Origin of the sequence: Burkholderia lata (assembly GCF_902499025.1) — a bacterium.
Classification (GTDB): Bacteria; Pseudomonadota; Gammaproteobacteria; order Burkholderiales; family Burkholderiaceae; genus Burkholderia; species Burkholderia lata_C.
Genome location: NZ_CABVPW010000031.1, coordinates 85,609 through 112,534, shown reverse-complemented (window position 1 = coordinate 112,534; position 26,926 = coordinate 85,609). Strand labels below are relative to the sequence as shown.

Annotated in this window: 22 protein-coding genes; 20 read left to right on the top strand and 2 right to left on the bottom strand. The window is 65.6% G+C overall.

Translation table 11 applies throughout. The annotated features are described in order from the left end of the window. Positions 1-472 precede the first annotated feature (472 nt). A complete protein-coding gene (locus tag BDI24065_RS28160) occupies positions 473-2,548 on the top strand; it encodes a molybdopterin-containing oxidoreductase family protein (RefSeq protein WP_175034023.1) in 2,076 nt (691 codons plus the stop codon). A gap of 136 nt (positions 2,549-2,684) precedes the next feature. Beyond that, the gene (locus BDI24065_RS28155) at positions 2,685-4,358 is read left to right on the top strand and encodes a long-chain fatty acid--CoA ligase (protein WP_175034022.1); all 1,674 of its coding nucleotides are present in this window, start codon (positions 2,685-2,687) and stop codon (positions 4,356-4,358) included. A gap of 283 nt (positions 4,359-4,641) precedes the next feature. Here BDI24065_RS28155 and BDI24065_RS28150 read toward each other — a convergent pair whose 3' ends face one another. Continuing rightward, positions 4,642-5,793: a porin gene (locus tag BDI24065_RS28150; protein WP_175034021.1), complete on the bottom strand. Its 1,152-nt coding sequence runs from the start codon at positions 5,791-5,793 to the stop codon at positions 4,642-4,644. Positions 5,794-6,069: 276 nt separating this feature from the next. Here BDI24065_RS28150 and coq7 point away from each other — a divergent pair, with 276 nt between their 5' ends. The 18 genes from coq7 to lpxC all read left to right on the top strand — a co-directional run bounded on the left by coq7 (position 6,070) and on the right by lpxC (position 26,240). After that, positions 6,070-6,696, top strand: coding sequence for a 2-polyprenyl-3-methyl-6-methoxy-1,4-benzoquinone monooxygenase (gene coq7, locus BDI24065_RS28145; RefSeq protein ID WP_175034020.1), 627 nt, complete (start codon positions 6,070-6,072; stop codon positions 6,694-6,696). Between the two features lie 386 nt (positions 6,697-7,082). Continuing rightward, a complete protein-coding gene (gene mraZ / locus BDI24065_RS28140; RefSeq protein ID WP_006487094.1) occupies positions 7,083-7,511 on the top strand; it encodes a division/cell wall cluster transcriptional repressor MraZ in 429 nt (142 codons plus the stop codon). Positions 7,512-7,534: 23 nt separating this feature from the next. Then, a complete protein-coding gene (gene rsmH / locus BDI24065_RS28135; RefSeq protein WP_175034019.1) occupies positions 7,535-8,476 on the top strand; it encodes a 16S rRNA (cytosine(1402)-N(4))-methyltransferase RsmH in 942 nt (313 codons plus the stop codon). Continuing rightward, complete coding sequence (gene ftsL, locus BDI24065_RS28130) at positions 8,473-8,814, top strand: cell division protein FtsL (protein WP_009694564.1); 342 nt, start codon at positions 8,473-8,475, stop codon at positions 8,812-8,814. Before rsmH ends, ftsL begins: the two co-directional genes overlap by 4 nt. Continuing rightward, on the top strand, positions 8,811-10,658 hold the full coding sequence (locus BDI24065_RS28125; RefSeq protein ID WP_175034018.1) for a peptidoglycan D,D-transpeptidase FtsI family protein: 1,848 nt from the start codon (positions 8,811-8,813) through the stop codon (positions 10,656-10,658). The genes ftsL and BDI24065_RS28125 overlap by 4 nt, the downstream gene beginning before the upstream one ends. Next, entirely contained in the window at positions 10,655-12,193 is a 1,539-nt protein-coding gene (locus BDI24065_RS28120) for a UDP-N-acetylmuramoyl-L-alanyl-D-glutamate--2,6-diaminopimelate ligase (protein WP_175034017.1), read from the top strand. Before BDI24065_RS28125 ends, BDI24065_RS28120 begins: the two co-directional genes overlap by 4 nt. Beyond that, a complete protein-coding gene (locus BDI24065_RS28115) occupies positions 12,190-13,596 on the top strand; it encodes a UDP-N-acetylmuramoyl-tripeptide--D-alanyl-D-alanine ligase (protein WP_175034016.1) in 1,407 nt (468 codons plus the stop codon). Before BDI24065_RS28120 ends, BDI24065_RS28115 begins: the two co-directional genes overlap by 4 nt. 16 nt (positions 13,597-13,612) lie before the next feature. After that, complete coding sequence (gene mraY, locus BDI24065_RS28110) at positions 13,613-14,782, top strand: phospho-N-acetylmuramoyl-pentapeptide-transferase (RefSeq protein ID WP_006477019.1); 1,170 nt, start codon at positions 13,613-13,615, stop codon at positions 14,780-14,782. Between the two features lie 28 nt (positions 14,783-14,810). Continuing rightward, complete coding sequence (gene murD / locus BDI24065_RS28105; RefSeq protein WP_175034015.1) at positions 14,811-16,325, top strand: UDP-N-acetylmuramoyl-L-alanine--D-glutamate ligase; 1,515 nt, start codon at positions 14,811-14,813, stop codon at positions 16,323-16,325. Next, a complete protein-coding gene (gene ftsW, locus BDI24065_RS28100; RefSeq protein WP_175034014.1) occupies positions 16,322-17,605 on the top strand; it encodes a putative lipid II flippase FtsW in 1,284 nt (427 codons plus the stop codon). Before murD ends, ftsW begins: the two co-directional genes overlap by 4 nt. Continuing rightward, a complete protein-coding gene (gene murG, locus BDI24065_RS28095) occupies positions 17,602-18,705 on the top strand; it encodes an undecaprenyldiphospho-muramoylpentapeptide beta-N-acetylglucosaminyltransferase (protein WP_175034013.1) in 1,104 nt (367 codons plus the stop codon). The genes ftsW and murG overlap by 4 nt, the downstream gene beginning before the upstream one ends. After that, on the top strand, positions 18,702-20,099 hold the full coding sequence (murC, locus tag BDI24065_RS28090) for a UDP-N-acetylmuramate--L-alanine ligase (protein ID WP_175034012.1): 1,398 nt from the start codon (positions 18,702-18,704) through the stop codon (positions 20,097-20,099). The genes murG and murC overlap by 4 nt, the downstream gene beginning before the upstream one ends. A 1-nt stretch (position 20,100) precedes the next feature. Next, a complete protein-coding gene (locus BDI24065_RS28085) occupies positions 20,101-21,042 on the top strand; it encodes a D-alanine--D-alanine ligase (protein ID WP_175034011.1) in 942 nt (313 codons plus the stop codon). 19 nt (positions 21,043-21,061) lie between these two features. Then, complete coding sequence (locus tag BDI24065_RS28080) at positions 21,062-21,814, top strand: cell division protein FtsQ/DivIB (protein WP_011350842.1); 753 nt, start codon at positions 21,062-21,064, stop codon at positions 21,812-21,814. 26 nt (positions 21,815-21,840) lie between these two features. Continuing rightward, complete coding sequence (ftsA, locus tag BDI24065_RS28075; RefSeq protein ID WP_165582120.1) at positions 21,841-23,073, top strand: cell division protein FtsA; 1,233 nt, start codon at positions 21,841-21,843, stop codon at positions 23,071-23,073. Positions 23,074-23,190: 117 nt separating this feature from the next. Then, complete coding sequence (gene ftsZ / locus BDI24065_RS28070; protein WP_011350843.1) at positions 23,191-24,387, top strand: cell division protein FtsZ; 1,197 nt, start codon at positions 23,191-23,193, stop codon at positions 24,385-24,387. 188 nt (positions 24,388-24,575) lie between these two features. Beyond that, complete coding sequence (locus BDI24065_RS28065) at positions 24,576-25,082, top strand: peroxiredoxin (protein WP_011350844.1); 507 nt, start codon at positions 24,576-24,578, stop codon at positions 25,080-25,082. 240 nt (positions 25,083-25,322) lie between these two features. Then, complete coding sequence (lpxC, locus tag BDI24065_RS28060; protein WP_011350845.1) at positions 25,323-26,240, top strand: UDP-3-O-acyl-N-acetylglucosamine deacetylase; 918 nt, start codon at positions 25,323-25,325, stop codon at positions 26,238-26,240. An 80-nt stretch (positions 26,241-26,320) separates the two neighbouring features. On the opposite strand, the gene BDI24065_RS28055 is transcribed toward lpxC, so the two are convergent. Next, positions 26,321-26,797, bottom strand: coding sequence for a DUF721 domain-containing protein (locus tag BDI24065_RS28055; protein ID WP_174934119.1), 477 nt, complete (start codon positions 26,795-26,797; stop codon positions 26,321-26,323). Positions 26,798-26,926: the final 129 nt, after the last annotated feature.

Genomic DNA, 26,926 nt, shown 5'->3' with positions numbered 1-26,926 from the left:
ATTCCCGTGTGAAAGTAGGTAATCGTCAGGCTCCCTAAGCCAAGAACCCCCGCCCGAAAGGCGGGGGTTTTTGCATTTCAGCGGCGGAAATGCGCAGCGGAGCCGGGGTAGGTGGCCTGGCTGGCGTATTCATATCACCGCTCCCAATCGCCGTCAAACGCGGCTCCCGGTTTCCTGATTGGTCGACATCATTCGCGATCCCTGCGTCTATTGATCGCATCTCCGCTCAAAGCTGCGATTCCTCTCCCTGTGTATCGGTCAGCGCTGTCGTGCGCGATCTGCTTACCATCGTCGACAACGAATGTCGGGTTGGCCATGCAAGTCCCGCCGCAATAGGCGCACGGAACCACCGAAACTTCGCCACTTCTCGTCATCGCTTTTCAGCTAAATACCCCCGAACCCGTACGAAATGAACGCTTTATTCGGCGTGTCCACGTAAAATTTGCGGATCCCCATCTCTGCACTTAAAACGATGAACGCCGCCATTCAGGTAGCCCGGGCCGTTTGCCCGCATGATTGTCCGGACACGTGCGCAATGCGTGTGACTGTCGAAAACGGCAAGGCGATCAAGGTCACGGGCGATCCCGACCATCCGCCGACACAAGGCGTGTTGTGCACGAAAGTCAGCCGATACGCCGATCGCGTTCATCACCCCGACCGCCTCACCGTCCCGCTCAAACGCATCGGGGCGAAAGGGGAAGGGCATTTCGTACCGATCAGCTGGGAAGAGGCGTTCGATGAGATCGGCCGTCGTCTCGGTGAAATCGCGGCGCGCGCACCGGAAGCGATCCTGCCTTATAGCTATGCGGGGACGATGGGGCTCGTCCAAGGGGAGGGGATTGCCCAGCGGTTCTTTCACAAGCTCGGCGCTTCGCGGCTCGAGCGCACGATCTGTGCGGCAGCGGGTGCAGCAGGCTTGCGTTACACCTATGGCGGCAGTCTCGGCATGCACCTCGAGCATTTCGAGGAAAGCGAGCTGATCCTGATTTGGGGGGCGAATCCGATCGCGTCAAGCCTGCACTTCTGGACGCGCGCGCAGGAAGCGAAGCGCCGAGGCGCACGCCTTGTCGCCATCGATCCGTACCGTTCGCTGACAGCCGAGAAGTGTCATCAGCATATCGCGTTGAAACCAGGCACCGACGGCGCATTCGCACTCGGCATGATGCACGTGCTGATAGCCGAAAACCTGCTCGATCACGACTACATCGCCAGCCATACGCTCGGTTTCGACGCGCTCAAGGAACGGGCGATGTCCTATCCGCCGGAGCGGGTCGCACAGATCTGCGGCATCGACGCGTCGGAGCTGGTCGACCTCGCGCGTCGTTACGGCGCTACCCGCAAGGCATCGATTCGCCTCAACTACGGCATGCAGCGCGTCCGCGGCGGAGGCAACGCTGTACGCGCGATCGCAAGCCTGCCGGCGCTGACGGGGGCATGGCGGGATCGGGCGGGCGGGCTGTTGCTCTCGTCGTCGGAATCCGCGCCGGTCAACCAGGCGGCGCTGCTGCGCCCGGATCTCATGCCGGGCTGGCCGCACAAGCTGCCGCGCATCATCAACATGAACGCGATCGGCGACGCACTATTGCACCCGGGCGATGCGGCCTTCGGACCGAAAGTCGAAGCGGTGATCGTGTACAACTCGAATCCGGTGGCCGTCGCGCCCGATTCATCGAAGGTTGCCGCGGGATTCGCGCGAGACGACTTGTTCACGGTCGTTCTCGAGCATTTCAAGACAGATACCGTCGATTTCGCCGACATTGTGTTGCCGGCAACCACGCAGCTCGAGCATCTGGACATCCACAAATCGTACGGCCACACCTACGTGATGGCGAACCTGCCGTCGATTCCCCCGGTGGGAGACGCGCGGCCGAATACGGAGATCTTCCGCGGCATCGCGCGCAGCATGGAGCTCGACGAGCCTGCGCTCTATCACAGCGACGAAGAGGTGGCTCGCGCAGCGCTCCGCTGGGACGATCCGGTGCTCGACAGCGATTGGGACACGCTTAAACGCGATGGCTGGCTGAAGCTCAAGCTGCCGGAGGCGCCGTTCGCGAATGGCGGTTTCCGTACGCCGTCCGGCAAGTGCGAGTTCTATAGCCCGCGGCTCGAGCAGATGGGCGTGGATCCCGTGCCCGACTACCTGCCGCCGTTCGAATCGGCCGAGGCCGCGCCCGAGCTGGCCGCACGCTATCCGCTCGCGATGATTTCGCCGCCGGCCCGCCACTTCCTGAACAGCACGTTCGTGAACGTCGACAGCCTGCGCCATACCGAAGGCGAGCCGCATCTCGACATCCACCCGTCAGACGCCGACGCGCGCGGCATCGGCGAGGGCGATGTCGTACGCATCTTCAACGATCGCGGATCGATGCAGGCGCTCGCGAGAATTACCGATCGCGCACGTGCGGGGCTTGTCGTCGGGCTGTCGATCTGGTGGAAGAAGCTGTCACCGGACGGCAGGAACGCGAACGAGGTGACGAGCCAGGCGCTCACCGATCTTGGCAATTCGGCGACGTTTTACGATTGCCTTGTGGAGGTTGAACGCATTTGATCGGATATCACCGTATGATCGGACGAATTTCCACGGAAGTTCGAAGTGGACATCTAACCCTGTTGTCTCGGGACGAGCGAGCCGTTACGATGCGTTTTAGCACGACCATTCGAAAATCTGTGAGGAGACGCGCAGTATGGACAAAATTTGGCTGAAATCGTACCCACCCGGCGTTCCAGCCGAAATTGACGCGTCTCCTTATCCCTCTGTCCCTGACCTGCTCGACGAAAGCTTCCGGCAGTATCGCGACCGCACGGCGTTCGTCTGCATGGGCAAGGGCATCACGTACGGCGAACTCGACAAGCTGTCGCGCCAGTTCGGCGCGTGGCTCCAATCGCGTGGGCTGGCGCGCGGGGCCCGCGTCGCGATCATGATGCCGAACGTGCTGCAGTACCCCGTGGCGATCGCCGCGGTACTGCGCGCGGGCTACACGGTCGTCAACGTCAATCCGCTCTATACGCCGCGCGAGCTCGAGCACCAGCTGAAGGACAGCGGCGCGGAGGCAATCGTCATCCTTGAGAATTTCGCGTCGACGCTGCAGGCCGTCATCGCGAATACGAGCGTCAAGCACGTCGTCGTCGCATCGATGGGCGATCTGCTGGGCATCAAGGGATGGCTCGTCAACTACGTCGTGCGCAACGTGAAGAAGATGGTGCCTGCCTGGCAGCTGCCGTCGTTCACGCGTTTCAAGGCTGCGCTGTCGGAGGGTGCACGCCAGGGATTCAAGGCGCAGAAGATCGGCCCCGACGACGTAGCGTTCCTGCAATACACGGGCGGTACGACCGGCGTGGCGAAGGGGGCGACGCTGCTGCATCGGAACATCGTGTCGAACGTGCTGCAGGCGGGCGCCTGGCATCATCCGGCTCACGAGAAGTTTCCGGACGTGAAACAGTTCGTGACCGTTGTCGCGTTGCCGCTGTATCACGTGTTCGCGCTGACCGTCTGCGGCTTCCTGACGATGCGTACGGGCGGCATGGGCATCCTGATCCCGAACCCGCGCGACATCGCCGGCATGATCAAGGAACTGAAGGGTTACCAGATCTCGACGATCCCGGCGGTCAACACGCTATACAACGCACTGCTGAATCACCCCGAATTCAACCAGCTCGACCTGTCGAAGCTCGTGATCGCCAACGGCGGCGGCATGGCGATCCAGGAGGGCGTCGCGAAGCGCTGGTATGAAAAGACCCATACGGCGATCATCGAAGGCTACGGGTTGTCCGAAACGTCGCCGGTGGCGACCTGCAACCCCGTGACGGCGACCGAGTACAGCGGGACGATCGGCCTGCCGCTGCCGTCGACCGAAGTGGCCATTCGCGACGACGCCGGCAACGACGTCGCGCTCGGCGAGCCCGGTGAGATCTGCATCCGCGGGCCGCAGGTGATGGCCGGCTACTGGAACCGGCCGGACGAGACCGCGAAGGTCATGTTCGCGGACGGCTTCTTCAAGACAGGCGACGTCGGCGTGATGGATGCGCGAGGCTACGTGAAGATCGTCGACCGGAAGAAGGACATGATTCTCGTGTCGGGCTTCAACGTGTATCCGAACGAAGTCGAGGACGTGGTGTCGTCGCACCCGGGCGTGTTCGAGGTGGCGGCGGTCGGCGTGCCTGACGAGCATTCCGGCGAGGCCGTGAAGCTGTTCATCGTGAAGAAGGATCCGGCGCTCACCGACAAGGACATCCTCGCCTACTGCAAGGAGCGGCTCACCGGCTACAAGCGGCCGAAGCTGGTCGAGTTCCGTACGGAGCTGCCGAAGACGAACGTCGGCAAGATCCTGCGGCGCGAACTGCGCGACGGGCGCGCGTAACGGCGCGCTCGATCGAGCGAACGGAAAAGCCCGGCTTGTGCCGGGCTTTTTTGTTTGCGGCGCGGTTCCGAAGGGGCTGTTTCCGAACGAGGCTTGCTTGTGGAATGGGCTCGCTGCGGCGGCAGTGCGTATCGGCGCGATAGAGCCGGCGCGGCGCCTCCACGACGGGCGTGTCGCGGTCGATAACGGCTCACCGCGCTTTAGCTTGGCGGCTGCGCCGGCCGGAAAAGAAAAAGGCGCCCGAAGGCGCCTTCAATATGCTGCGGCTTGTCAGGCAAGCTGATTAGAACTTGTGACGGATACCGACGCGTGCTGCAACCTGGTTGCTGGTGCTCGAGCCTGCGAGACCGTTGATCGCTGCGGTTGCCTGGATCACGTTGCCGTTCGCGTCGAGCACGTTGCCCGATGCGTGCTGGTACACGCCGATCGCGTAGACGTCGGTGCGCTTCGACAGGAAGTAGTCGACACCCAGCGAGCCCTGGTGATACTTGGCTGCCGAGCTGCCGTTGATCTTGCTGCCCTGCGTGTAGTCGTACGCCGCGCCGAGAATCAACGCCGGAGTCAGCTGATACTTGAAGTTGAGTTCGCCGTTGTTGAACGTCGCGGACTGGTTCACGAACGGGCCTGCCGAGAAGCCCTTGAACTTCGTGTTCGAGTACGTCGCGCCGATCGTCGCTGCGCCGAACGTGTAGGCGCCGCCGGCACCGATGACCTGGTACGTGTTCGCGTTGTTCGCGTACGCGCCGTAGATCGGCGACGAGACCGACGAAGACGCCGAACCGTTGTTGAACATGCCGCCGAACTGGTTCGGCGTACGTGCGTTCAAGTAGCCGACGCCCAAGACCAGCGGGCCGTTGTTGTAGCCTGCGCCGAGCGACCAGACCTGGTTCTTCGAGAACTGGCCTGCCTGACCGCCGAAGCTGTACAAGCCGCCGAACGAGAAGCCGCCGTAGGTGTTGCTCGTGAACTTGACCGCGTTGTTCACGCGATAGGCGTTGTTGAAGTTGTCGAGGTCACCCGGGTGAGCGGCGATGTAGCCACCCCACTGGTCACCAGCCTCGAGCGGGCCGACGAAGTCGACGACGGAGTCGTACTGACGACCCAGCGTGACCGTACCGTACTGGCTCGAAAGGCCGACGTAAGCTTGGCGACCGAACATCAGGCCGCCCTGACCGAGCTTGCCGCTGTTCACGTCGAAACCGTTTTCGAGGGTGAAGATCGCCTTCAGGCCGCCACCGAGGTCTTCGGTGCCGCGCATGCCGAAGCGGCTGCCTTGCATCACGCCGCTGGCCATGCTGTACAGGTGCTTGCCGCCCGCGTTGTTGTTGAAGAGCAGGCCTTCATCGATGATGCCGTAAAGCGTCACGCTGCTTTGCGCATGGGCAGCGCCAGCGAACGCGCCCAGCGCGACGAGCGCGAGAAGCGACTTTTTCATTAACGGATCTCCAAGAATCACTGAATTTTTTTGGCGGGGCAGATAGTTATGTTCTGTTGACGGGCCCCATCAACTTCGCAAGAAGTCGGACGTAATGTAGCAAAACCGTTTTTTGCCACAAAGCGAAATGCCGCAGCTCAAGGTCGCCATGTTTCCTTTATGCAACAATGGTTAAAATCACGGGTTAACCGCAATTTCCGCTGAATAATCAAGTCGGTTACGCAGCGGACTCGTGCCCTTGCCGCTCGCGGCAGCACCTGCAGCCAGGAGAACAGGATGGTGTTTGATGAACTGATCAGCGAATTCGATCGCGGCCTGCGATCGCTGACCGGCATTAGCCGGATGAGCCGGCCGGTGCCCGCACCGGCAGAGGCGCCGGCCGTCGAACTGACGCCTGCGGAGCGTACGCATGCCGCTGGGCTGATGCGCGTGAACCACGTCGGCGAGGTCTGTGCGCAGGCCCTCTACCAGGCGCAGAAGCTCACCGCGCGCACGGCATCGGCGAAGGCGATGTTCGAAGAGGCCGCGCGGGAGGAGGAGGACCACCTCGCGTGGACCGCGCATCGTCTGAAGGAGCTCGACTCGCGCCCGAGCCTGCTGAACCCGCTGTGGTACGCGGGTTCGCTCGCGATCGGCGTGGCGGCAGGCGCGCTTGGCGACAAGGTCAGCCTCGGCTTCATGGCCGAGACCGAACGGCAGGTCGAGAGCCATCTCGAAGGCCATATGTCCGAGTTGCCGGCGGCCGATACCGCGTCGCGTGCGATCGTCGACCAGATGCGTATCGACGAAGTGAAACACGGCAAGGCCGCGGCCGACGCCGGCGGGATCGAGCTGCCGCTGCCTGTGCGAATGCTGATGCGCGCCGCGTCGAAAGTCATGACGAGCACTGCGTACTATCTGTGAGATTCGCACCGGGGCGACGTGGGACGCCGCCCCGGTTCCCCGCCCCTGATACCGCCCGTTTATTCCTCGTTTTCCCGCCCCCGAAAGCCCCGTCCGCACACCCCTCTGGCCCGTCTTTCTCACGTATCACCTTCACAAGTTGCACTAGCTCATTCATTTATAACGGTTTTTGGAATGAGGGGCCGCATGAGCATGTGCGCGTAAGTCCTTGTTCTAACTAACAAAATTCGTCAAAAAAGCGGGCCGCTCCCTTGACCGTGCCACACCCTTCCTCTAAAGTGGGAGACAGTGTGAGAAAGTGTATTTTTGTGTGATTTGGCGGGCTATTCCGGCTAAATTCTCAGCATGGAGCGGGTACTTCGGTGCCCTGAACGGGAGAGCGGAACGTGTTCCAAGGGGCGTCGGCGCTGACGCTCGATGCGAAAGGGCGGATGTCGGTGCCGGCTCGCTATCGCGAAGCGCTGCAAGGACAGGCAGAAGGACGGGTGACTGTGACCAAGCACCCGGACGGCTGCCTGTTGCTGTTTCCGCGCCCCGAATGGGAAGTATTCCGCGCCAAGATCGCCGCGCTGCCGATGGACGCGCACTGGTGGCGGCGAATTTTTCTCGGCAATGCGATGGACGTCGATCTCGACAGCGCCGGCCGGATTCTTGTATCGCCCGAGCTGCGCATGGCAGCCGGACTGGAAAAGGAAGTCATGTTGTTGGGAATGGGTAGTCACTTCGAGCTGTGGGATTCGCAGACCTACAACGCGAAGGAGCAGGCAGCGATGGCGCAGGGCATGCCCGACGCGCTGAAGAATTTCACGTTCTGATTGCGGTGACGGAGACGCCCGCGATGGGAAACGAATTGCAGCATCGGACCGTGTTGTTGGACGAAGCGGTCGAATCGCTCGTGACGCGACCGGACGGCATCTATGTCGACGGTACGTTCGGGCGCGGCGGTCATAGCCGCGCGGTGCTCGCGCGTCTGGCGCCGGCCGGGCGGCTGATCGCGTTCGACAAGGATCCGAGAGCGATCGAGACGGCGCAGGGCATCGAGGATGCGCGCTTCTCGATCGTGCATGACAGCTTTGCATCGATGCGCGACGCGCTTGCGGCGCGCGGCGTCGAGAAGGTGTCGGGTGTGTTGCTCGACCTGGGCGTGTCCTCGCCGCAGGTGGACGATCCGGCGCGCGGCTTCAGCTTCCGCGCCGATGGTCCGCTGGACATGCGGATGGATCCGACGCGCGGCGAGTCGGCGGCGGAATGGCTCGCACGGGCTTCGGTGCAGGAATTGACGGAGGTGATACGGGATTATGGGGAAGAACGGTTTGCTTTTCAGATTGCAAAGGCGCTTGTTGCTCGCCGGGCAGAGTCCGACCGTCTTGGGCCTCTCGACACCACGGGCGAGCTTGCCCAAATCGTGGGTCACGTCGTCAAAACCCGTGAGAAGGGCAAGGATCCGGCAACCCGCACCTTTCAGGCTATACGGATTCACGTCAATCAAGAGCTTGCGGACCTGCAAGTCGTACTAGACGCGGCACTGTCGTTGCTGGAGCAAGGGGGGCGGCTGGTGGTCATCAGCTTTCATTCACTCGAGGACCGGATCGTCAAGCGATTCATGCAGGCGCACGCGAGTGCACCTGCGGTCGATCGTCGCCTGCCGATCCGTGCCGTCGATCTCCCGAGCCCCCCGCTCAAGATCATCGGCCGTCATTTCCCGAGCGAAGCGGAAGTGACGGCGAATCCGCGTGCCCGTTCGGCCGTGATGCGCATTGCGGAGCGCGTCACGCCATGAGCCGCTTCAATATCTTCCTGCTGATCATCGTGATGGGTTGCGCGCTGTCGGTCGTCAATTCGACGAACCAGCAGCGCCAGATCTTCATCCAGCTGCAGCGTGCGCAGTCGCAGGAGCGTCAGCTCCAGCAGGACTATGCGCAGCTTCAATATCAGCAGAGCGCGCTGTCGAAGACGTCGCGCATCGAGCAGCTCGCGAACGATTCGCTGAAGATGCAGCCGATCACGACCGGCCGCACGCAATACCTGACGCTGCCGCCGGGCGCCGCGAAGGCGATCGACGCGCCGATCCCGGCTTCGGCGGACACGGCCGGCAAGGGCAAGGGGGGCGCGCGATGAAGCCGTCCCAGAAGCGCCAGAACGTGAAGTTCTCGTCGAGCCCCGTGCTGGGCGTGCATCTGCCGATGTGGCGCTCGAAGCTCGTCGTGTTCCTGCTCTTCATGGCGTTCGTCGCGCTGGCCGCGCGCGCGTTCTGGATCCAGGGGCCCGGCAACGCGTTCTATCGGAAGCAGGGCGAAAGCCGCTACCAGCGCACGATCGATCTGCCGGCGACGCGCGGCAAGATCCTCGACCGTAACGGGCTCGTGCTCGCGACGAGCCTGCCCGTGCGCGCGATCTGGGCGATTCCCGACACGGTGCCGGACGATCTCGACGCCGACAAGGTCAACCAGCTCGGCAAGCTCCTCGGCATGACGCCGAAGGAGCTGCGCGTGAAGCTGTCGGAAGACAAGGGTTTCGTCTACGTCAAGCGCCAGGTGCCGATCGACGTCGCGGACAAGGTCGCCGCGCTCGACATTCCCGGCATCTATCAGCGCAACGAATACAAGCGCTTCTATCCGGAAGGCGAGATCACCGCTCACCTGATCGGCTTCACGAACGTCGAGGACGAAGGGCAGGAGGGCGTCGAACTGGGCGACCAGAAGATGCTGTCCGGCACGTCGGGCGTGCGTCGCGTGATCAAGGACCGGATGGGGCACATCGTCGAGGACGTCGCCGAGCAGATCCCGCCGCACAACGGCACCGACGTCGACCTGTCGATCGACAGCAAGATCCAGTACATCGCGTACGCGAACCTGAAGGCCGCCGTCGAGAAGTTCAAGGCGAAGGCCGGCGCGGCGATGGTCGTCGACGTGCGCACCGGCGAGGTGCTCGCACTCGTCAACTACCCGACGTACAACCCGAACGACCGCTCGCGCATGACGGGCGAGCAGTTGCGCAACCGGATCATGACCGACGTGTTCGAGCCGGGCTCGATCATGAAGCCGTTCACGGTGTCGCTTGCGCTCGACCTGCACCGCGTGACACCGAACACGCTCGTCGAGACCGGCAACGGGCACTTCGTGCTCGACGGCGCGCCGATCACCGACGACGCGGGTTTCGGCACGCTGACGGTCGGCGGCGTGATCCAGAAGTCGAGCAACATCGGCGCGACGAAGATCGCGATGACGATGCGGCCCGAGGAAATGTGGAATATGTATACGAGCATCGGCCTCGGCCAGGCGCCGAAGGTCGGGTTCCCGGGCGCGGTGGCCGGCCGCCTGCGTCCGTGGAAGAGCTGGCGCCGCATCGAGCAGGCGACGATGTCGTACGGCTACGGCCTGTCGGTGTCGCTGTTCCAGCTTGCGCGCGCCTACACGGCGATTGCGCACGACGGCGAGCTGATGCCCGTGACCATTTTCAAGACCGACCCCAACCAGCCGGTCGTGGGCACTCAGGTGTTCAACCCGACCACCGCGCGCGAAGTGCGCGCGATGCTCGAGACGGTGGTCGCACCGGGCGGCACGTCGCCGGATGCGGCCGTGCCGGGCTATCGCGTCGGCGGCAAGAGCGGTACCGCGTATAAGCATGAAGGTCACGGCTACACGCGCAAGTACCGCGCGTCGTTCGTCGGGATGGCGCCGATGCCGAATCCGCGCATCGTCGTTGCGGTGTCGGTCGACGAGCCGACGGCCGGCAGCCACTTCGGCGGCCAGGTGTCCGGCCCCGTATTCTCGGCGATCGCCGGCGACACGATGCGTGCGCTGAACGTGCCCCCGAACATGCCGATCAAGCAACTCGTCGTGTCTGACGATTCGCCGGCAGCCCCTTCCGCAACGGGGCCGCAAAAGCTGGCCGCGGGTGGCGGCGCGAAGCATATGATCGTGTCCAGCACGACGCGTAATTCACCAGGAGTTGTTCGATGAGCGCCGCCCGCAGTTCCCATCCGGCGCATCAGCAGATCGCAGCCGCGCTTGCGTGGCTGCGTCAGCATGTGGCCCCCGCGGCACAACTGCATGCCGACACGCGCAGCCTCAAGGCTGGCGACGTGTTTGTCGCATATGCCGTCGACGGGGCAGACAATCGTGCCTTCATCGCCGATGCCGTCGCGCGCGGTGCAGCCGCCGTGCTGTATCAGCCGGAAGGGCTGGACGCTGCGCCGGCCGTGCCTGTCGCGCTTGCGGTGCCTGCGCTCGACCAGCTCGCCGGCGAGATCGCCAGCGGCTGGTACGGCGATCCGAGCGACAGCCTGCTCACGGTCGGTGTGACCGGCACGAACGGCAAGACCTCGTGCACGCAGTGGATTGCCACCGCGCTGACGGCGCTGCACCAGCCGTGCGCGGTGATCGGCACGCTCGGCACCGGGATGCCGGGTCAACTCGTGCCGACCGGTTTCACGACCCCCGATGCGTCGCAACTGCAGCGCAGTCTCGCGCAGTTGCGCGACGCGGGCGCGAAGGCCGTGGCGATGGAAGTGTCGTCGCACGCGCTCCACCAGGGGCGCGTGAACGGTACGGCCTTCGACATCGCGGTGTTTACGAACCTCACGCAGGATCACCTCGACTATCACGGCACGTTCGATGCATACGAGGCCGCGAAGGCGAAGCTGTTCGCGTGGCGTGGCCTGCGCGCGGCGGTCGTCAATCGCGACGACGTAGCCGGACAGCGCCTGCTCGAGAAACTGGCCGGCCGCGTGCGCACGATCGCATATGGGATCGGTGACGCATCGGCGCCTGACGCCGATCGCGAACTGGTCGCGATCGACGTGCGCGCCACCACGACCGGCACGGCGTTCCGCCTGCGTTCGTCGTGGGGCGACGCGGACGTCGAAGTCGGCACGCTCGGCACGTTCAACGTCAGCAACCTGCTTGCCGTGCTCGGCTCGCTGCTCGCGGCTGACGTGCCGTTCGACGCGGCGCTTGCCGAGATTGCACGGCTCGAGTCCGTCAACGGCCGGATGCAGCGGCTCGGCGGCCGGCTGCAGAACGACGAACCCCTCGTCGTGATCGACTACGCACACACGCCCGACGCGCTCGAAAAGACGCTCGACGCGCTGCGCCCGATCGCCAATGCGCGCGGCGGCCGGCTCGTCTGCATGTTCGGCTGCGGCGGCGATCGCGACGCGACGAAGCGTCCGCTGATGGGCGCGATCGCGGAGCGGCTCGCCGATGAAACCGTCGTCACGAGCGACAACCCGCGCAGCGAGGATCCGCCGCGCATCATCGACCAGATCGTCGCGGGCATGACCGCGCCCGATCGCGCACGCCGTATCGAGGATCGCGCGAGCGCGATCCTGCAGGCCGTGCGCGGCGCGGCACGCGAGGATGTCGTCGTGCTGGCCGGCAAGGGCCACGAGGCCACGCAGGAAATCATGGGCAAGAAGCGCACGTTCTCCGACCAGGATCACGCGCGGCTCGCGCTGGCAGCACGCGCGACGCACGGCAAGGGAGGCGCCGAATGACGATGCTCAGCCTCGGTGAAGCCGCTCGCCTGATTCCCGGCGCAACCGTCCACGGCGATGCGGGGGTCACGTTCGACCGCGTGTCGACGGACAGCCGCACGGCCGGCCCCGGCGACCTGTTCGTCGCCCTGAAAGGCGAGCGCTTCGATGCGCACGACTTCCTGGGCGATGTCGCCGCGCGCGGTGCTGCCGCGGCGCTGGTCGCGCACATGCCGGCGGGCGTCGCGATGCCGGCGATCGAAGGCGGTGAAACGCGGGCCGCGCTTGGCGCGCTCGCACACGGCTGGCGCAAACGATTCGCGCTGCCGCTCGTCGCGGTGACGGGCAGCAACGGCAAGACGACCGTCAAGGAAATGATCGCGTCGATCTTCGCGGCGGCGGTCGGCGCCGACGCGCGGCTCGCGACGGCCGGCAACCTGAACAACGATGTCGGTTTGCCGCTGACGCTGCTGCGCCTGTCGGCCGCGCATCGTCTCGCGGTGATCGAGATCGGGATGAACCACCCGGGCGAGACCGAAGTCCTCGCACGCCTCACGGCGCCGACGGTCGCGCTCGTCAACAACGCGCAGCGCGAGCACCAGGAGTTCATGGCGACGGTCGAAGCCGTCGCGCTCGAACACGCGGCCGTGATTCACGCGCTGCCGCCGGACGGTGTCGCAGTGTTCCCGGCCGATGACGCGTATGCGGGCATCTGGCGCGTCGCCGCGACCGGCAACCGGATCCTCGATTTCGCGCTGCACGATGCCGAACGGCAGAACGACGCGCAGGTCACGGGGCGTCTTCACGGCGGCGAGCTCGCGATCGACACGCCCGCGGGCGCCGTCACGGTGCGGCTGCGCGCGCTCGGCGAGCACAACGCGCGCAACGCGCTGGCCGCGACGGCCGCGGCGCTGGGCGCCGGCGTCGCGCTGTCGGCGATCAAGCAGGGCCTCGAATCGTTCGAGCCGGTCAAGGGCCGGCTGCAGGTGAAGCAGGCGATCGCAGGCAGCCTCGCGGGTGCAACGGTCGTCGACGATACGTACAACGCGAATCCCGATTCGATGCGTGCCGCGATCGACGTGCTCGCCGCGCAACCGGCGCCGCGCGTGCTGGTGATCGGCGACATGGGCGAGGTCGGCGACGAAGGGCCGGCCTTCCATCGCGAAGTCGGTGCCTACGCGCGCGAGCGCGGGATCGACGCGCTGTTCGCGCTCGGCGACGCGTCGCGCGATGCCTGCACGGCATACGGCGACACGGCCCGCCATTTCGGCGACGTCGGCGCGCTGGTCGACGCATTGCTCGCGGCGGGCTACGGCGCGCAAGCGACGCTGCTCGTGAAGGGCTCGCGGTACATGAAGATGGAGCGCGTGGTCGACGCGCTGACGAACCAACCCGCGGCGGGCACGGCGCCCGCTGCACACTGAGTAGAAGGAAGGAAGCATGCTGCTGGCGCTGGCGCAATGGCTGCAAGGAGACGCAAGCTTTTTGCGCTTGTTCACGTACCTCACGTTCCGTGCGGTGATGGCCACCATCACCGCGCTCGGGATCGGGCTCGTGTGCGGACCGTGGGTGATCCGCAAGCTGACGCAAATGAAGGTCGGTCAGGCCGTGCGCAAGGACGGTCCGCAGACGCACCTGGTCAAGTCCGGCACGCCGACGATGGGCGGCGTGCTGATCCTGATCGGCATCGCGGTCGCGACGCTGCTGTGGGGCGACCTGACGAACCGTTTCATCTGGATCGTGATGCTCGTCACGTTCGGCTTCGGCGTGATCGGCTGGGTCGACGATTACCGCAAGGTCGTCCACAAGGACCCGCGCGGGATGTCGTCGCGCGAGAAGTATTTCTGGCAGTCGGTGATCGGGCTGTTCGCAGCGGTCTACCTCGCCTTCAGCGTGTCCGAGGCGAACAACGTGCGCGTGTTCGACCTGTTCATGGCGTGGGTGAGGAGCGGCCTGTCGATGGGGCTGCCGGCACGCGCCGACCTGATGCTGCCGTTCCTGAAGTCGATCAGCTACCCGCTTGGCGTGTGGGGCTTCATCGTGCTGACGTACTTCGTGATCGTCGGCGCGAGTAATGCGGTGAACCTGACCGACGGCCTCGACGGCCTCGTGATCATGCCGGTCGTACTGGTCGGCGCGTCGCTGGGTGTGTTCGCGTACGTGATGGGCAGTGCTGTCTATTCAAAATACCTGCTGTTCCCGCACATTCCGGGCGCGGGCGAATTGCTGATCTTCTGTTCCGCGATGGGTGGGGCAGGGCTCGCGTTCCTCTGGTACAACACGCACCCCGCGCAGGTGTTCATGGGCGACGTCGGCGCGCTGGCGCTCGGCGGCGCGCTCGGCACGGTCGCGGTGATCGTGCGCCAGGAAATCGTGCTGTTCATCATGGGCGGCATCTTCGTCGCGGAAACGCTGTCGGTGATGCTGCAGGTTTCGTGGTTCAAGTACACGAAAAAGCGCTACGGCGAAGGGCGTCGTCTGCTGAAGATGGCGCCGCTGCATCACCATTTCGAATTGTCCGGCTGGAAGGAAACGCAGGTGGTCGTGCGTTTCTGGATCATCACGCTGATGCTGTGCCTGTTCGGTCTGACCACCCTCAAGCTGCGGTAAAGGAAAGGTAACAAGGATGTCTGGCGAGATGTTTGGAGATCGGCAACGGCCGATGGTGCTCGTACTGGGGCTCGGGGAATCGGGTCTCGCGATCGCGCGATGGTGCGCGAGGCACGGGTGCCGGCTGCGTATTGCCGATACCCGCGAGGCGCCGCCGAACCTTGCCGCGCTGCAGGCCGAAGGCATCGATGCGGAATTCGTCGGCGGGGCGTTCACGCCTGCGCTGCTCGACGGCGGCGTCGAGCTCGTCGGGCTGAGCCCCGGGCTGTCGCCGCTCGAACCCGCACTCGCGGCGCTGGTCGCGGCTGCGAACGAGCGCGGCGTCGCGGTATGGGGCGAACTGGAATTCTTCGCGCAGGCGTTGCGCGCGCTCGGCACGAGCGGCTACCAGCCGAAGGTGCTCGCGATCACGGGCACCAACGGCAAGACCACGACGACGAGCCTCACCGGCCTGCTGTGCCAGCGCTCGGGCAAGAAGGTCGCCGTCGCGGGCAACATCAGCCCCGCGATGCTCGACCGGCTCGCCGGTGCGATCGACGAAACCGCGCTGCCCGACGTGTGGGTGCTCGAACTGTCGAGCTTCCAGCTCGAGACCGCGCGCACGTTCGCGCCCGATGCGGCGGCGATTCTCAACATCACGCAGGACCACCTCGACTGGCACGGCAGCTTCGACGCGTACGCGCAGGCAAAGGGCCGGATCTTCGGCGCGACGACGACGCGCGTGCTGAACCGCGACGATGCGGCCGTGATGAAGTTCGCGCCGGCAGCCGGCGCGGCCGATGCGCCGCGCACGGTCACGTTCGGCCTGAACGAACCGGTGCAGGACGGCGACTACGGGCTGTCGCGCGACAACGGCATCGCGTGGCTGGTCGAAGCCGTCGATCGCGACGCGCCGGACGAAGTCGCGACGACGACCCGCCGGCGCAAGCGCGACGCCGCGCATACGCCGGACATCGCGCAGAAGCGCCTGATGCCGGCCGACGCGCTGCGGATCCGCGGGCTGCACAACGCGGCGAACGCGTTGGCTGCATTCGCGCTCGCACGTGCGATCGACCTGCCGGCCGCGCCGCTGCTGCACGCGCTGCGCGAATACCGCGGCGAGGCGCACCGCGTCGAAGTGATCGCGACGATCGACGACGTGGATTACGTCGACGACAGCAAGGGTACGAACGTCGGCGCGACGGTTGCCGCGCTCGACGGGCTTGCGCAGAAGATCGTGCTGATCGCGGGCGGCGACGGCAAGGGTCAGGATTTCGCGCCGCTGGTCGCGCCGGTTGCGCGCTGGTGCCGCGCGGTGATGCTGATCGGCCGTGACGCACCGGCGATCCGCGACACGCTCGCCGAAACGGGCGTGCCGCTCGCCGACCACGCGACGCTCGAAGGCGCGGTGCACGCGGCGGCCGACCTCGCCGAACCGGGCGATGCGGTGCTGCTGTCGCCCGCCTGCGCGAGCCTCGACATGTTCAGGAACTACGCCCATCGCGCGGATGTATTCCGCGCGGCGGTCGACGAAATCGCCATCGACAAAGGAGCGACGCCATGAGCTGGTCCGATCGCCTCGTCTCCCGTTTCAACGATCGCCGCGACACCGGCGGCAATGCCGCGGGCGGCCGCGTCGCATCCGCCACGCGCGCCGCGACGGGCGGCCTTGCGAGCGTCGTCAACGGCGTGCGTCCGAGCCGTTCGCGGATGCTCGACTTCGACTACTCGCTACTGTGGGTCGCGATCGCGCTGCTCGGGCTCGGCGTCGTGATGGTGTATTCGGCCTCGATCGCGATGCCCGATTCGCCGAAATACGCGTCGTATCACGATTACGCGTTCCTGATGCGCCACTGCATCTCGCTCGTCGTCGCGTTCATCGCGGCGGTGATCGCATTCCGCGTGCCGGTGTCGACGTGGGACAAATACGCGCCGCAACTCTTCCTGATCGCGCTCGTCGGCCTCGTGATCGTGCTGATCCCGCACGTCGGCAAGGGCGTGAACGGTGCGCGCCGCTGGATTCCGCTCGGCATCACGAACATGCAGCCGTCGGAAATCATGAAGCTCGCGGTGACGATCTACGCGGCGAACTACACGGTGCGCAAGCAGGAATACATGCAGAGCTTCGCCAAGGGCTTCCTGCCGATGGCGTTCGCGGTCGGCCTGGTCGGTGCGCTGCTGCTGCTCGAGCCGGACATGGGCGCGTTCATGGTGGTCGCGGCGATCGCGATGGGCGTGCTGTTCCTCGGCGGCGTGAACGGCAAGCTGTTCGGCGGCCTCGTCGCAACCGCGATCGGCACCTTCACGATGCTGGTGTGGCTGTCGCCGTGGCGTCGCGAGCGGATCTTCGCGTACCTCGATCCGTGGGACGAGCGCTACGCGCAGGGCAAGGCGTACCAGCTCACGCACTCGCTGATCGCATTCGGCCGCGGCGAGTGGTTCGGTGTCGGCCTCGGCGGCAGCGTCGAGAAGCTGAACTACCTGCCGGAAGCGCATACCGACTTCATCCTCGCGGTGATCGGCGAGGAGCTCGGTTTCGTCGGCGTGCTGGTCGTGATCCTGCTGTTCTACTGGATCGTGCGCCGCGCGTTCGAGATCGGCCGCCAGGCGCTCGCACTCGATCGCACGTTCGCGGGCCTGATGGGGAAGGGTATCGGCATCTGGTTCGGCGCGCAGACCTTCATCAACATGGGCGTGAACCTCGGGCTGCTGCCGACCAAGGGCCTGACGCTGCCGCTCGTGAGCTACGGCGGCTCGGGCATTCTGCTGAACTGCGTCGCGCTCGCGGTGCTGCTGCGGGTCGACTATGAAAACCGGGTGCTGATGCGCGGAGGGAAGGTATGACCGCGTCGCAACGCACGCTGATGGTGATGGCAGGCGGCACCGGGGGCCACGTGTTCCCGGGGCTCGCGGTCGCGCACCGGATGGAAGCGGCGGGCTGGCGCGTCGTGTGGCTCGGCAATCCGGCCGGGATGGAAGCGACGCTCGTGCCGAAGCACGGCATTCCGATGGAGTACGTGCGGTTCGGCGGGCTGCGCGGCAAGGGCCTGAAGACCAAGCTGACGCTGCCGTTCAACCTGCTGCGCGCATGCGGGCAGAGCCTCGCCGCGCTGCGCCGCGTGCGGCCCGACGTCGTGCTCGGGATGGGCGGCTACATCACGTTCCCGGCGGGTGTGATGACCGCGCTGTCGGGGCGTCCGCTCGTGCTGCATGAACAGAATTCGATCGCGGGCCTGACGAACAAGGTGCTCGCGAAATTCGCGAAACGCGTGCTCGTCGCGTTCCCCGGCGCGCTGCCGCACGCGGAATGGACGGGTAACCCGATTCGCGCGGAACTTGCCGGCACGGAAGCGCCCAAAGCACGCTATGCATCGCGCAGCGGCCCGCTGAACGTGCTGGTCGTCGGCGGCAGTCTCGGTGCGGCCGCGCTGAACGAAGTCGTGCCGCGCGCGCTGGCGATGCTGACGCCGGGCGAACGCCCGCGCATCGTGCACCAGGCCGGCGCGAAGCATATCGAAGCATTGAAGGCGAATTACGAAGCGGCCGGTTTCGCGGCCGGCGAAGACGTGCGGCTCGTGCCGTTCATCGACGACATGGCGGCCGCGTATGCGGCGGCGGATCTCGTGATCTGCCGGTCGGGTGCGATGACGGTGTCGGAGATCGCGGCGGTGGGCGTGGCGGCGTTGTTCGTGCCGTTCCCGTACGCGGTCGACGATCACCAGACGAGCAACGCCGCGTTCCTCGCCGATGCGGGCGCGGCCGTGCTGGTGCAACAACGCGACCTGTCGGCGGAACTGCTCGCCGACTGGCTGCGCGGCCAGTCGCGGGCATCCCTCGCGGACATGGCGGAACGTTCGCGCTCGCTGGCGAAGCCCGAGGCCACCGACGAAGTCGCGCGCGTGTGCGCGAAGGCGGCTGGCGCGAACCTGGAAACACTGCAATGAAACACATCGTCAAACACATTCATTTCGTCGGGATCGGCGGCGCGGGCATGAGCGGCATCGCCGAAGTGCTCGTCAATCTCGGCTACGAGGTCAGCGGCTCGGACCTGTCGCGCAATGCGGTGACCGATCGTCTCCAGGCGCTCGGCGCGCGGATTGCGATCGGCCACGACGCGGCGAACATCGAGGGCGCGAACGCGGTCGTCGTATCGACGGCCGTGCGCTCGGACAACCCGGAAGTGCTGGCCGCGCGCGCGAAGCGCGTGCCGATCGTGCAGCGCGCGGTGATGCTGGCGGAGCTGATGCGCCTGAAGCAGGGGATCGCGATCGCCGGCACGCACGGCAAGACCACGACGACGAGCCTCGTTGCGAGCGTGCTCGCGGCGGGCGGGCTCGATCCGACCTTCGTGATCGGCGGGCGCCTGATCAGCGCCGGCGCGAACGCGCGACTCGGCACGGGCGATTTCATCGTCGCCGAGGCTGACGAGTCGGACGCGTCGTTCCTGAACCTGTATCCGGTGATCGAAGTCATCACGAACATCGATGCCGACCACATGGACACCTACGGCCACGATTTCGCGCGGCTCAAGCAGGCGTTCATCGAATTCACGCAGCGCCTGCCGTTCTACGGCAGCGCGGTCGTGTGTGTCGACGATCCGAACGTGCGGCAGATCATCCCGTTCATCTCGAAGCCGGTCGTGCGCTACGGCCTGTCGCCGGACGCGCAGGTGCGCGCGGAAGACATCGACGCGCGCGACGGCCGCATGCATTTCACGGTGATCCGCGAAGGGCGCGCGCCGCTTGCGGTCGTGCTGAACATGCCGGGCCTGCACAACGTGCAGAACGCGCTCGCGGCGATCGCGATCGCGACCGATCTCGGCGTGGCGGACGACGCGATCCAGCTGGCGCTGGCGGAATTCAACGGTGTCGGCCGGCGCTTCCAGCGCTACGGCGACGTGCCGACCGCGGACGGCGGCCAGTACACGCTGATCGACGACTACGGCCATCACCCGGTCGAGATGGCCGCGACGATCGCGGCCGCGCGCGGCGCGTTCCCGGGCCGCCGCCTCGTGCTGGCGTTCCAGCCGCACCGCTACACGCGCACGCGCGACTGCTTCGACGATTTCGTCAACGTGCTGTCGACGGTCGACGCGCTGGTGCTGACCGAAGTCTACGCGGCCGGCGAGGCGGCGATCTCGACCGCCAACGGTGAAGCGCTGTCGCGTGCACTGCGCGCGGTAGGGAAGGTTGACCCGGTGTTCGTCGCGACGGTCGACGACGTGCCGGACGCATTGGCGAAGGTCGCGCAGAACGGCGACGTGGTGATCACGATGGGCGCGGGTTCGATCGGCGGCGTGCCGGCGAAGGTCGCGCAGCACACTCAACAGAAGGCATGACATGAGCGGGATTGATCCGAAACGTTTCGGCAAGGTGGCAGTGTTGTTCGGCGGCGAGTCCTCGGAGCGCGAGGTGTCGCTCACGTCGGGCAAGCTCGTGCTGCAGGGCCTGCGTGACGCGGGCATCGACGCACACCCGTTCGACCCGGCCGAGCGCCCGCTGGCGGCGCTGAAGGACGAAGGGTTCGTGCGCGCGTTCAACGCGCTGCATGGCGGCTACGGCGAGAACGGCCAGATCCAGGGCGCGCTCGATTTCTACGGGATCCGCTACACGGGCAGCGGCGTGCTCGGGTCGGCGCTCGGCCTCGACAAGTTCCGCACGAAGCTCGTGTGGCAGCAGACGGGCGTGCCGACGCCGCCGTTCGAGACGGTGCTGCGCGGCGACGACCTCGCGGCGCGCGCGACGGACATCGTCGCGAAGCTGGGCCTGCCGCTGTTCGTGAAGCCGGCGAGCGAAGGCTCGAGCGTCGCGGTGCTGAAGGTGAAGACGGCCGACGCGCTGCCGGCTGCACTCGCGGAAGCCGCGACGCATGACCCGATCGTGATCGTCGAGAAGAGCATCGAGGGCGGCGGTGAATACACCGCGTGCATCGCCGGCGATCTCGACCTGCCGGTGATCAAGATCGTGCCGGCCGGCGAGTTCTACGACTATCACGCGAAGTACATCGCCGACGACACGCAATACCTGATTCCGTGCGGGCTGTCCGCCGACAAGGAAGCGGAGCTCAAGCGCATCGCACGCCGTGCGTTCGACGTGCTCGGCTGCACCGACTGGGGCCGCGCGGATTTCATGCTCGACGCCGACGGCAACGCGTACTTCCTCGAAGTGAACACCGCGCCGGGCATGACCGACCACTCGCTGCCGCCGAAGGCCGCGCGCGCGGTCGGCATCAGCTATTCGGAGCTGGTCGTGAAGGTGCTGTCGCTCACGCTCAACGACTGACGCAGGAACGGAACGACGTATGTGGAACAACGTTCGCCAACTCAACCTTGCCGCCAGCGCGCTGTACGCGCTGTTGCTGCTCGTGTTGGCGGCGGCCGGTTGCTACTGGCTGATCCAGCGCCCGACGTTCGCGCTGCGGGAAATCCGGATCGACGGCGACACCGAGCACATCAATTCACCGACGGTGCGCGCGGGCGTGGTCGGCCGGCTGAAGGGCAATTTCTTCACGGTCGATCTCGATGCAGCGCGCGCCGCGTTCGAACAGATGCCCTGGGTGCGCCACGCGAGCGTGCGCCGGGTGTGGCCGAACGCGCTGGCTGTCACGCTCGAGGAGTACAAACCGCTCGGGACCTGGGGCAGCGACCAGCTCGTGAGCGTCGATGGCGAGCTGTTCACCGCGAACCAGGGCGAGCTGGAGCAGGAACTGCCGGCGTTCGATGGCCCGGAGGGCAGTGCGAAGGAAGTCGTCACGCGGTATCGCGACTTCGGGAAATGGTTTGCGCCGCTGAAGGCGGCGCCGGAAGAAGTGACGCTGTCGGCGCGGTATGCGTGGACGGTGAAGCTGTCGAACGGCATGCAGGTCGAGCTGGGCAAGGAACGCAACAGCGAGTCGCTGCATGACCGGAGCCAGCGCCTGGTCGCCGCATGGCCGGCCGTCACGGAACGCTGGGGCAACGACATCGAGTACGCGGACCTGCGCTATCCGAACGGATTCGCGATTCGCGCGGCAGGCATGCGGTTCCTGACCGATACCGACAAGCGCAAGAAGTAACGAGAGATCACACGCAAGAGCACTTTATGAGCAAAGACTACAAGGATCTGCTGGTTTCCCTCGACATCGGCACGTCGAAGGTGGTGGCCATCGTCGCCGAGCTGAAGGGCGAAGGCCACTACGAGGTGATCGGTCTCGGCCAGAGCGAGTCGAAGGGTCTGAAGAAAGGTGTGGTGGTCAACATCGAGGCCACCGTGCAGTCGATCCAGCGCGCGCTCGAGGAAGCCGAGCTGATGGCCGACTGCAAGATCACCAACGTGTTCACGGGGATCGCAGGCAGCCACATCCGCAGCTTCAACTCGAGCGGGATGGTCGCGATCAAGGACAAGGAAGTCACGCAGACCGACGTCGCGCGCGTGATCGAGACCGCGAAGGCGATCAACATCCCGACCGACCAGCAGGTGCTGCACATCCTCACGCAGGAATTCATCATCGACGGCCAGGAAGACGTGCGCGAGCCGATCGGGATGAGCGGCATCCGGCTGGAAGTGAAGGTGCACATCGTGACGGGCGCGGTGAGTGCCGCGCAGAACATCGTCAAGTGCGTGCGCCGCTGCGGGCTCGAAGTGAACGACCTGATTCTGCAGCCGCTCGCCTCGTCGCTGGCCGTGCTGACGGAAGACGAAAAGGATCTCGGCGTGGTGCTGGTCGACGTCGGCGGCGGCACGACGGACATCGCGATCTTCGCCGAAGGCGCGATCCGCCACACCGCGGTGATTCCGATCGCCGGCGACCAGATCACGAGCGACATCGCGATGGCCCTGCGCACGCCGACGCCGGATGCGGAAGACATCAAGGTCGGTTACGGCATTGCCAAGCAGGCGCTCGCCGATCCGGACGAAATGGTGGAAGTGCCGGGTCTCGGCGAACGCGGCCCGCGCACGCTGTCGCGCCAGGCGCTTGCAGCCGTGATCGAGCCGCGCGTCGAGGAACTGTTCTCGCTCGTGCAGCAGGTCGTGCGCGAATCGGGTTACGAAGAACTGCTGAGCTCCGGCGTGGTCATTACCGGCGGTGCGTCGATGATGCCCGGCATGGTCGAGCTCGGCGAAGACATTTTCCTGAAACCGGTGCGCATCGGCGCGCCGGAGTATGCAGGCGGCCTGTCCGACGTCGTGCGCAATCCGCGCTACTCGACGGCGATGGGGCTGCTTGTCGAAGGCAGTGCTCAGCGCATGCGCGGCCGCAAGGTCGCCGTGCAGTCCGGCAACGCGGGGCAGGTGTTCTCGCGGATGAAGGAATGGTTCCTGAGCAACTTCTGACGAACCGAACTGAATCGAAATTCGCGCCGGTGCCGGCGGCTGGCGCGCGACAGGGGGTTGCCCGATCTCCTGCCGAATAACGGCCGAGTAGCAGTAATTCTCTTGACGGAGGCAACAATGGAATTCGAAATGCTGGAAACCGAGACCAACGGCACCATCATCAAGGTGGTCGGCGTTGGCGGCGCTGGCGGCAATGCCGTCCAGCACATGATCAACCGTGGCGTGCAGGGCGTCGACTTCATCGTGATGAACACGGATGCACAGGCGCTGTCGCGTTCGCGCGCATCGTCGGTGATCCAGCTCGGCAACACGGGCCTGGGCGCCGGTGCGAAGCCGGAAATGGGCCGTGCTGCAGCGGAAGAAGCGCGTGAGCGCATCGCCGACGCACTGCGCGGCGCGCACATGGTGTTCATCACGGCCGGTATGGGCGGTGGTACGGGCACGGGCGCGGCACCGGTGGTCGCGCAGATCGCGAAGGAGATGGGCATCCTGACGGTGGGTGTCGTCAGCAAGCCGTTCGAGTTCGAAGGCGGCAAGCGCATGCGCGTCGCTGAAGCCGGTTCGCAGCAACTGGAGGATCACGTCGACTCGCTGATCGTCGTTCTGAACGACAAGCTGTTCGACGTGATGGGCGACGACGCCGAGATGGACAAGTGCTTCCAGTGCGCGGACGACGTGTTGAACAACGCGGTTGCAGGCATTGCTGAAATCATCAATGTCGATGGCCTCGTGAACGTCGACTTCGAAGACGTGAAGACGGTGATGGGCGAGCAGGGCAAGGCGATGATGGGCACGGCGACGGTCGCCGGCGTCGATCGCGCACGCCTCGCGGCGGAACAGGCCGTGGCGAGCCCGCTGCTCGAAGGCGTCGATCTGTCGGGCGCGCGCGGCGTGCTGGTCAACATCACGTCGAGCCGTTCGCTGCGCCTGTCGGAAACGCGCGAAGTGATGAACACGATCAAGAGCTACGCGGCGGAAGATGCGACGGTGATCTTCGGTGCGGTGTACGACGACGCGATGGGCGATGCACTGCGCGTGACGGTCGTGGCAACGGGTCTGGGCCGTGCGGCGAAGAAGCAGCAGTCGGCACCGATGACGCTGCTGCGCACGGGTACGGACAACCAGCCGGTCAGCGCGGTTTCGCACGGCTATGCTCCGACGCATCACGTCAGCACGGCCGACTACGGCGCGCTCGACACGCCGGCGGTGTGGCGCAATTCGCGCGAAACCGCGGCATCGCACGTGCAGGCGCTGCAGGAGAAGGGTGTCGACACGTACGACATCCCGGCTTTCCTGCGCAAGCAGGCTGACTGACGCAAACACAGGCGAAGCCGCGGCGAAACTGCCGCGGTATCGCCGGCGTGACGGATGCTACGGACCACGACAGGCCGCGTCGACTGCGACGCCGGGCCGGGAAACGTGCCCTCTCCGCTCAAGCGGGGCGGGATGGACCGTGCTGTCCGCGACACGCTGAAAAACCGTATCGCTATGAGGGACCAGCCATGATTCAAGTGGGCGACGCGCTGCCCGACGCGCAATTGTTCGAGTACATCGACGACGCGCGCGAAGGGTGCACGCTGGGGCCGAACGCCTACAGCGTGCGCGACCAGGTTGCGGGAAAGCGGGTGGTGATCTTCGGATTGCCGGGCGCTTTCACGCCGACCTGCTCGGCGCAGCATGTGCCGGGCTACGTCGAACACGCCGAGCAATTGCGCGCGGCGGGCATCGACGAGATCTGGTGCGTGTCCGTCAACGACGCATTCGTGATGGGCGCATGGGGACGTGATCTGCACACCGCGGGCAAGGTGCGCATGATGGCGGACGGCAGCGCGGCTTTCACTCATGCGCTGGGGCTGACGCAGGATTTGTCCGCGCGTGGCATGGGAATTCGTTCCCTGCGCTACGCGATGGTGATTGACGGCGGTGTGGTCAAGACGCTGGCCGTCGAGGCGCCGGGCAAATTCGAAGTGAGCGATGCGGCGAGTGTTCTCGCGACGTTGACGTCCTGATCGTGCGGTGCGCCGTTGCCTTCCGGCAACGCTGCTCACCGGCCTCAGGGCAGTTGTAACACGGGCTGATGACCGGAAACGCCTCCGTTCCGGGCATCGGCCCGTCCCGTATCGGCGCGGGTAAACGGCCGAAACAGATTGATACGCAGTTTCAAACTACGTTGAATAGGGAATTACGCTATAATCTCCCCTATCGAATATAACTCCTGATTGATATCTTCAATCACGACGAAGAACATCATGCTGAAGCAGCGCACCATCAAGTCCATCGTGAAGACCGTGGGTATCGGTGTCCACTCGGGCCGCAAGATCGAGCTGACGCTCCGTCCTGCCGCACCCGGCACGGGCATCGTCTTCTCGCGCGTCGACCTTCCCACGCCCGTCGACATTCCCGCCGCGGCGACGTCGATCGGCGATACGCGACTCGCGTCGGTGTTGCAGAAGGATGGCGTGCGCGTGTCGACCGTCGAGCACCTGATGTCCGCCTGCGCGGGCCTCGGCATCGACAACCTCTATGTCGACGTGACGGCCGAGGAAATCCCGATCATGGACGGCAGCGCGGCGACCTTCGTGTTCCTGATCCAGTCCGCCGGGATCGAGGAGCAGAACGCGCCGAAACGCTTCGTCAAGGTGAAGAAGACGGTCGAAATCCGCGATGGCGACAAGTTCGCGCGTCTCGATCCGTACTTCGGCTTCAAGCTGAAATTCTCGATCGACTTCCGTCACCCGGCCGTCGACAAGACCGGCCAGGAGCTCGAGGTCGATTTCGCGAATACGTCGTATGTGCGCGAGATCGCGCGTGCGCGCACGTTCGGCTTCGCACATGAAGCCGAGATGCTGCGCGAGATGGGCCTTGCCCGCGGCGGCAGCATGGAAAATGCGATCGTGCTCGACGAGTACCGCATCCTGAACAACGACGGGCTGCGCTACGACGACGAGTTCGTGAAGCACAAGATGCTCGACGCGATCGGCGACCTGTACGTGATCGGCCATCCGCTGCTGGCGTCGTACACGGCGTACAAGTCGGGCCACGGGCTGAACAACGCGCTGCTGCGCGAACTGCTCGCGAACGAAGATGCGTACGAGATCGTCACGTTCGACGATCCGCAAGCCGCGCCGAAGGGCTTCGCGTTCGACATGCAGACGGCCTTCGCCTGACCTGCGTTCCGCGCAAGCAATAAAAAAGCAGCCTTCGGGCTGCTTTTTTATTGGCCGGGGGCCGGCGGCGGCGCGTGCCGTCAGCGCGGCTTCGCGCCATGCCGGGCCGCCATCCGCGCGAGCGCGTCCTGCAGCGGCGACGGTTCGAGATGGTCGGCCAGATCGCGCAACGCGGCCGCGCCGACCGACGTCATGCGCGCCTGCTTCACGTGCGGCGGCTCCGGCGCATCCTTCGGGCGCACGCGCACGCGCAGCGTCGAGACCGGCCAGCCGCGCTTTTGCAGGTCGCCGAGCAGCCGTGGTTCGACCTGTCGCAGCCGAGCGGCCAATGCGTTGTGCGCGGCAAAGAGGGTCAGGGTGCCATCTTTCACGAAGCCGGGCTCGACGTGGTTCGCCAGGTAGTCGGGCAGGAGCGCGGCAAGATCGCGCTGCAGTGACGCGATCTGTTCGACGCCGGCGCGCAGCGCGGCGAACGCGTCGGTGCGGCCGAGCACTTCGGACACGGGTTGCGGGCGATACGGGGCGAGCGGGCCGAAACGCTTGGAAAATCGGTTCATCGAGACATTCTTCGGGCGCGTACGCGCGCGGACGTTGACGCCGATTGTACCCGCGCGGGCCCGTGCACGGGCGGCTTTCGCCCCGTCAGCCCGGCTGCCGGCGCGCAGTGCCCGTCAGGCCGAGACACG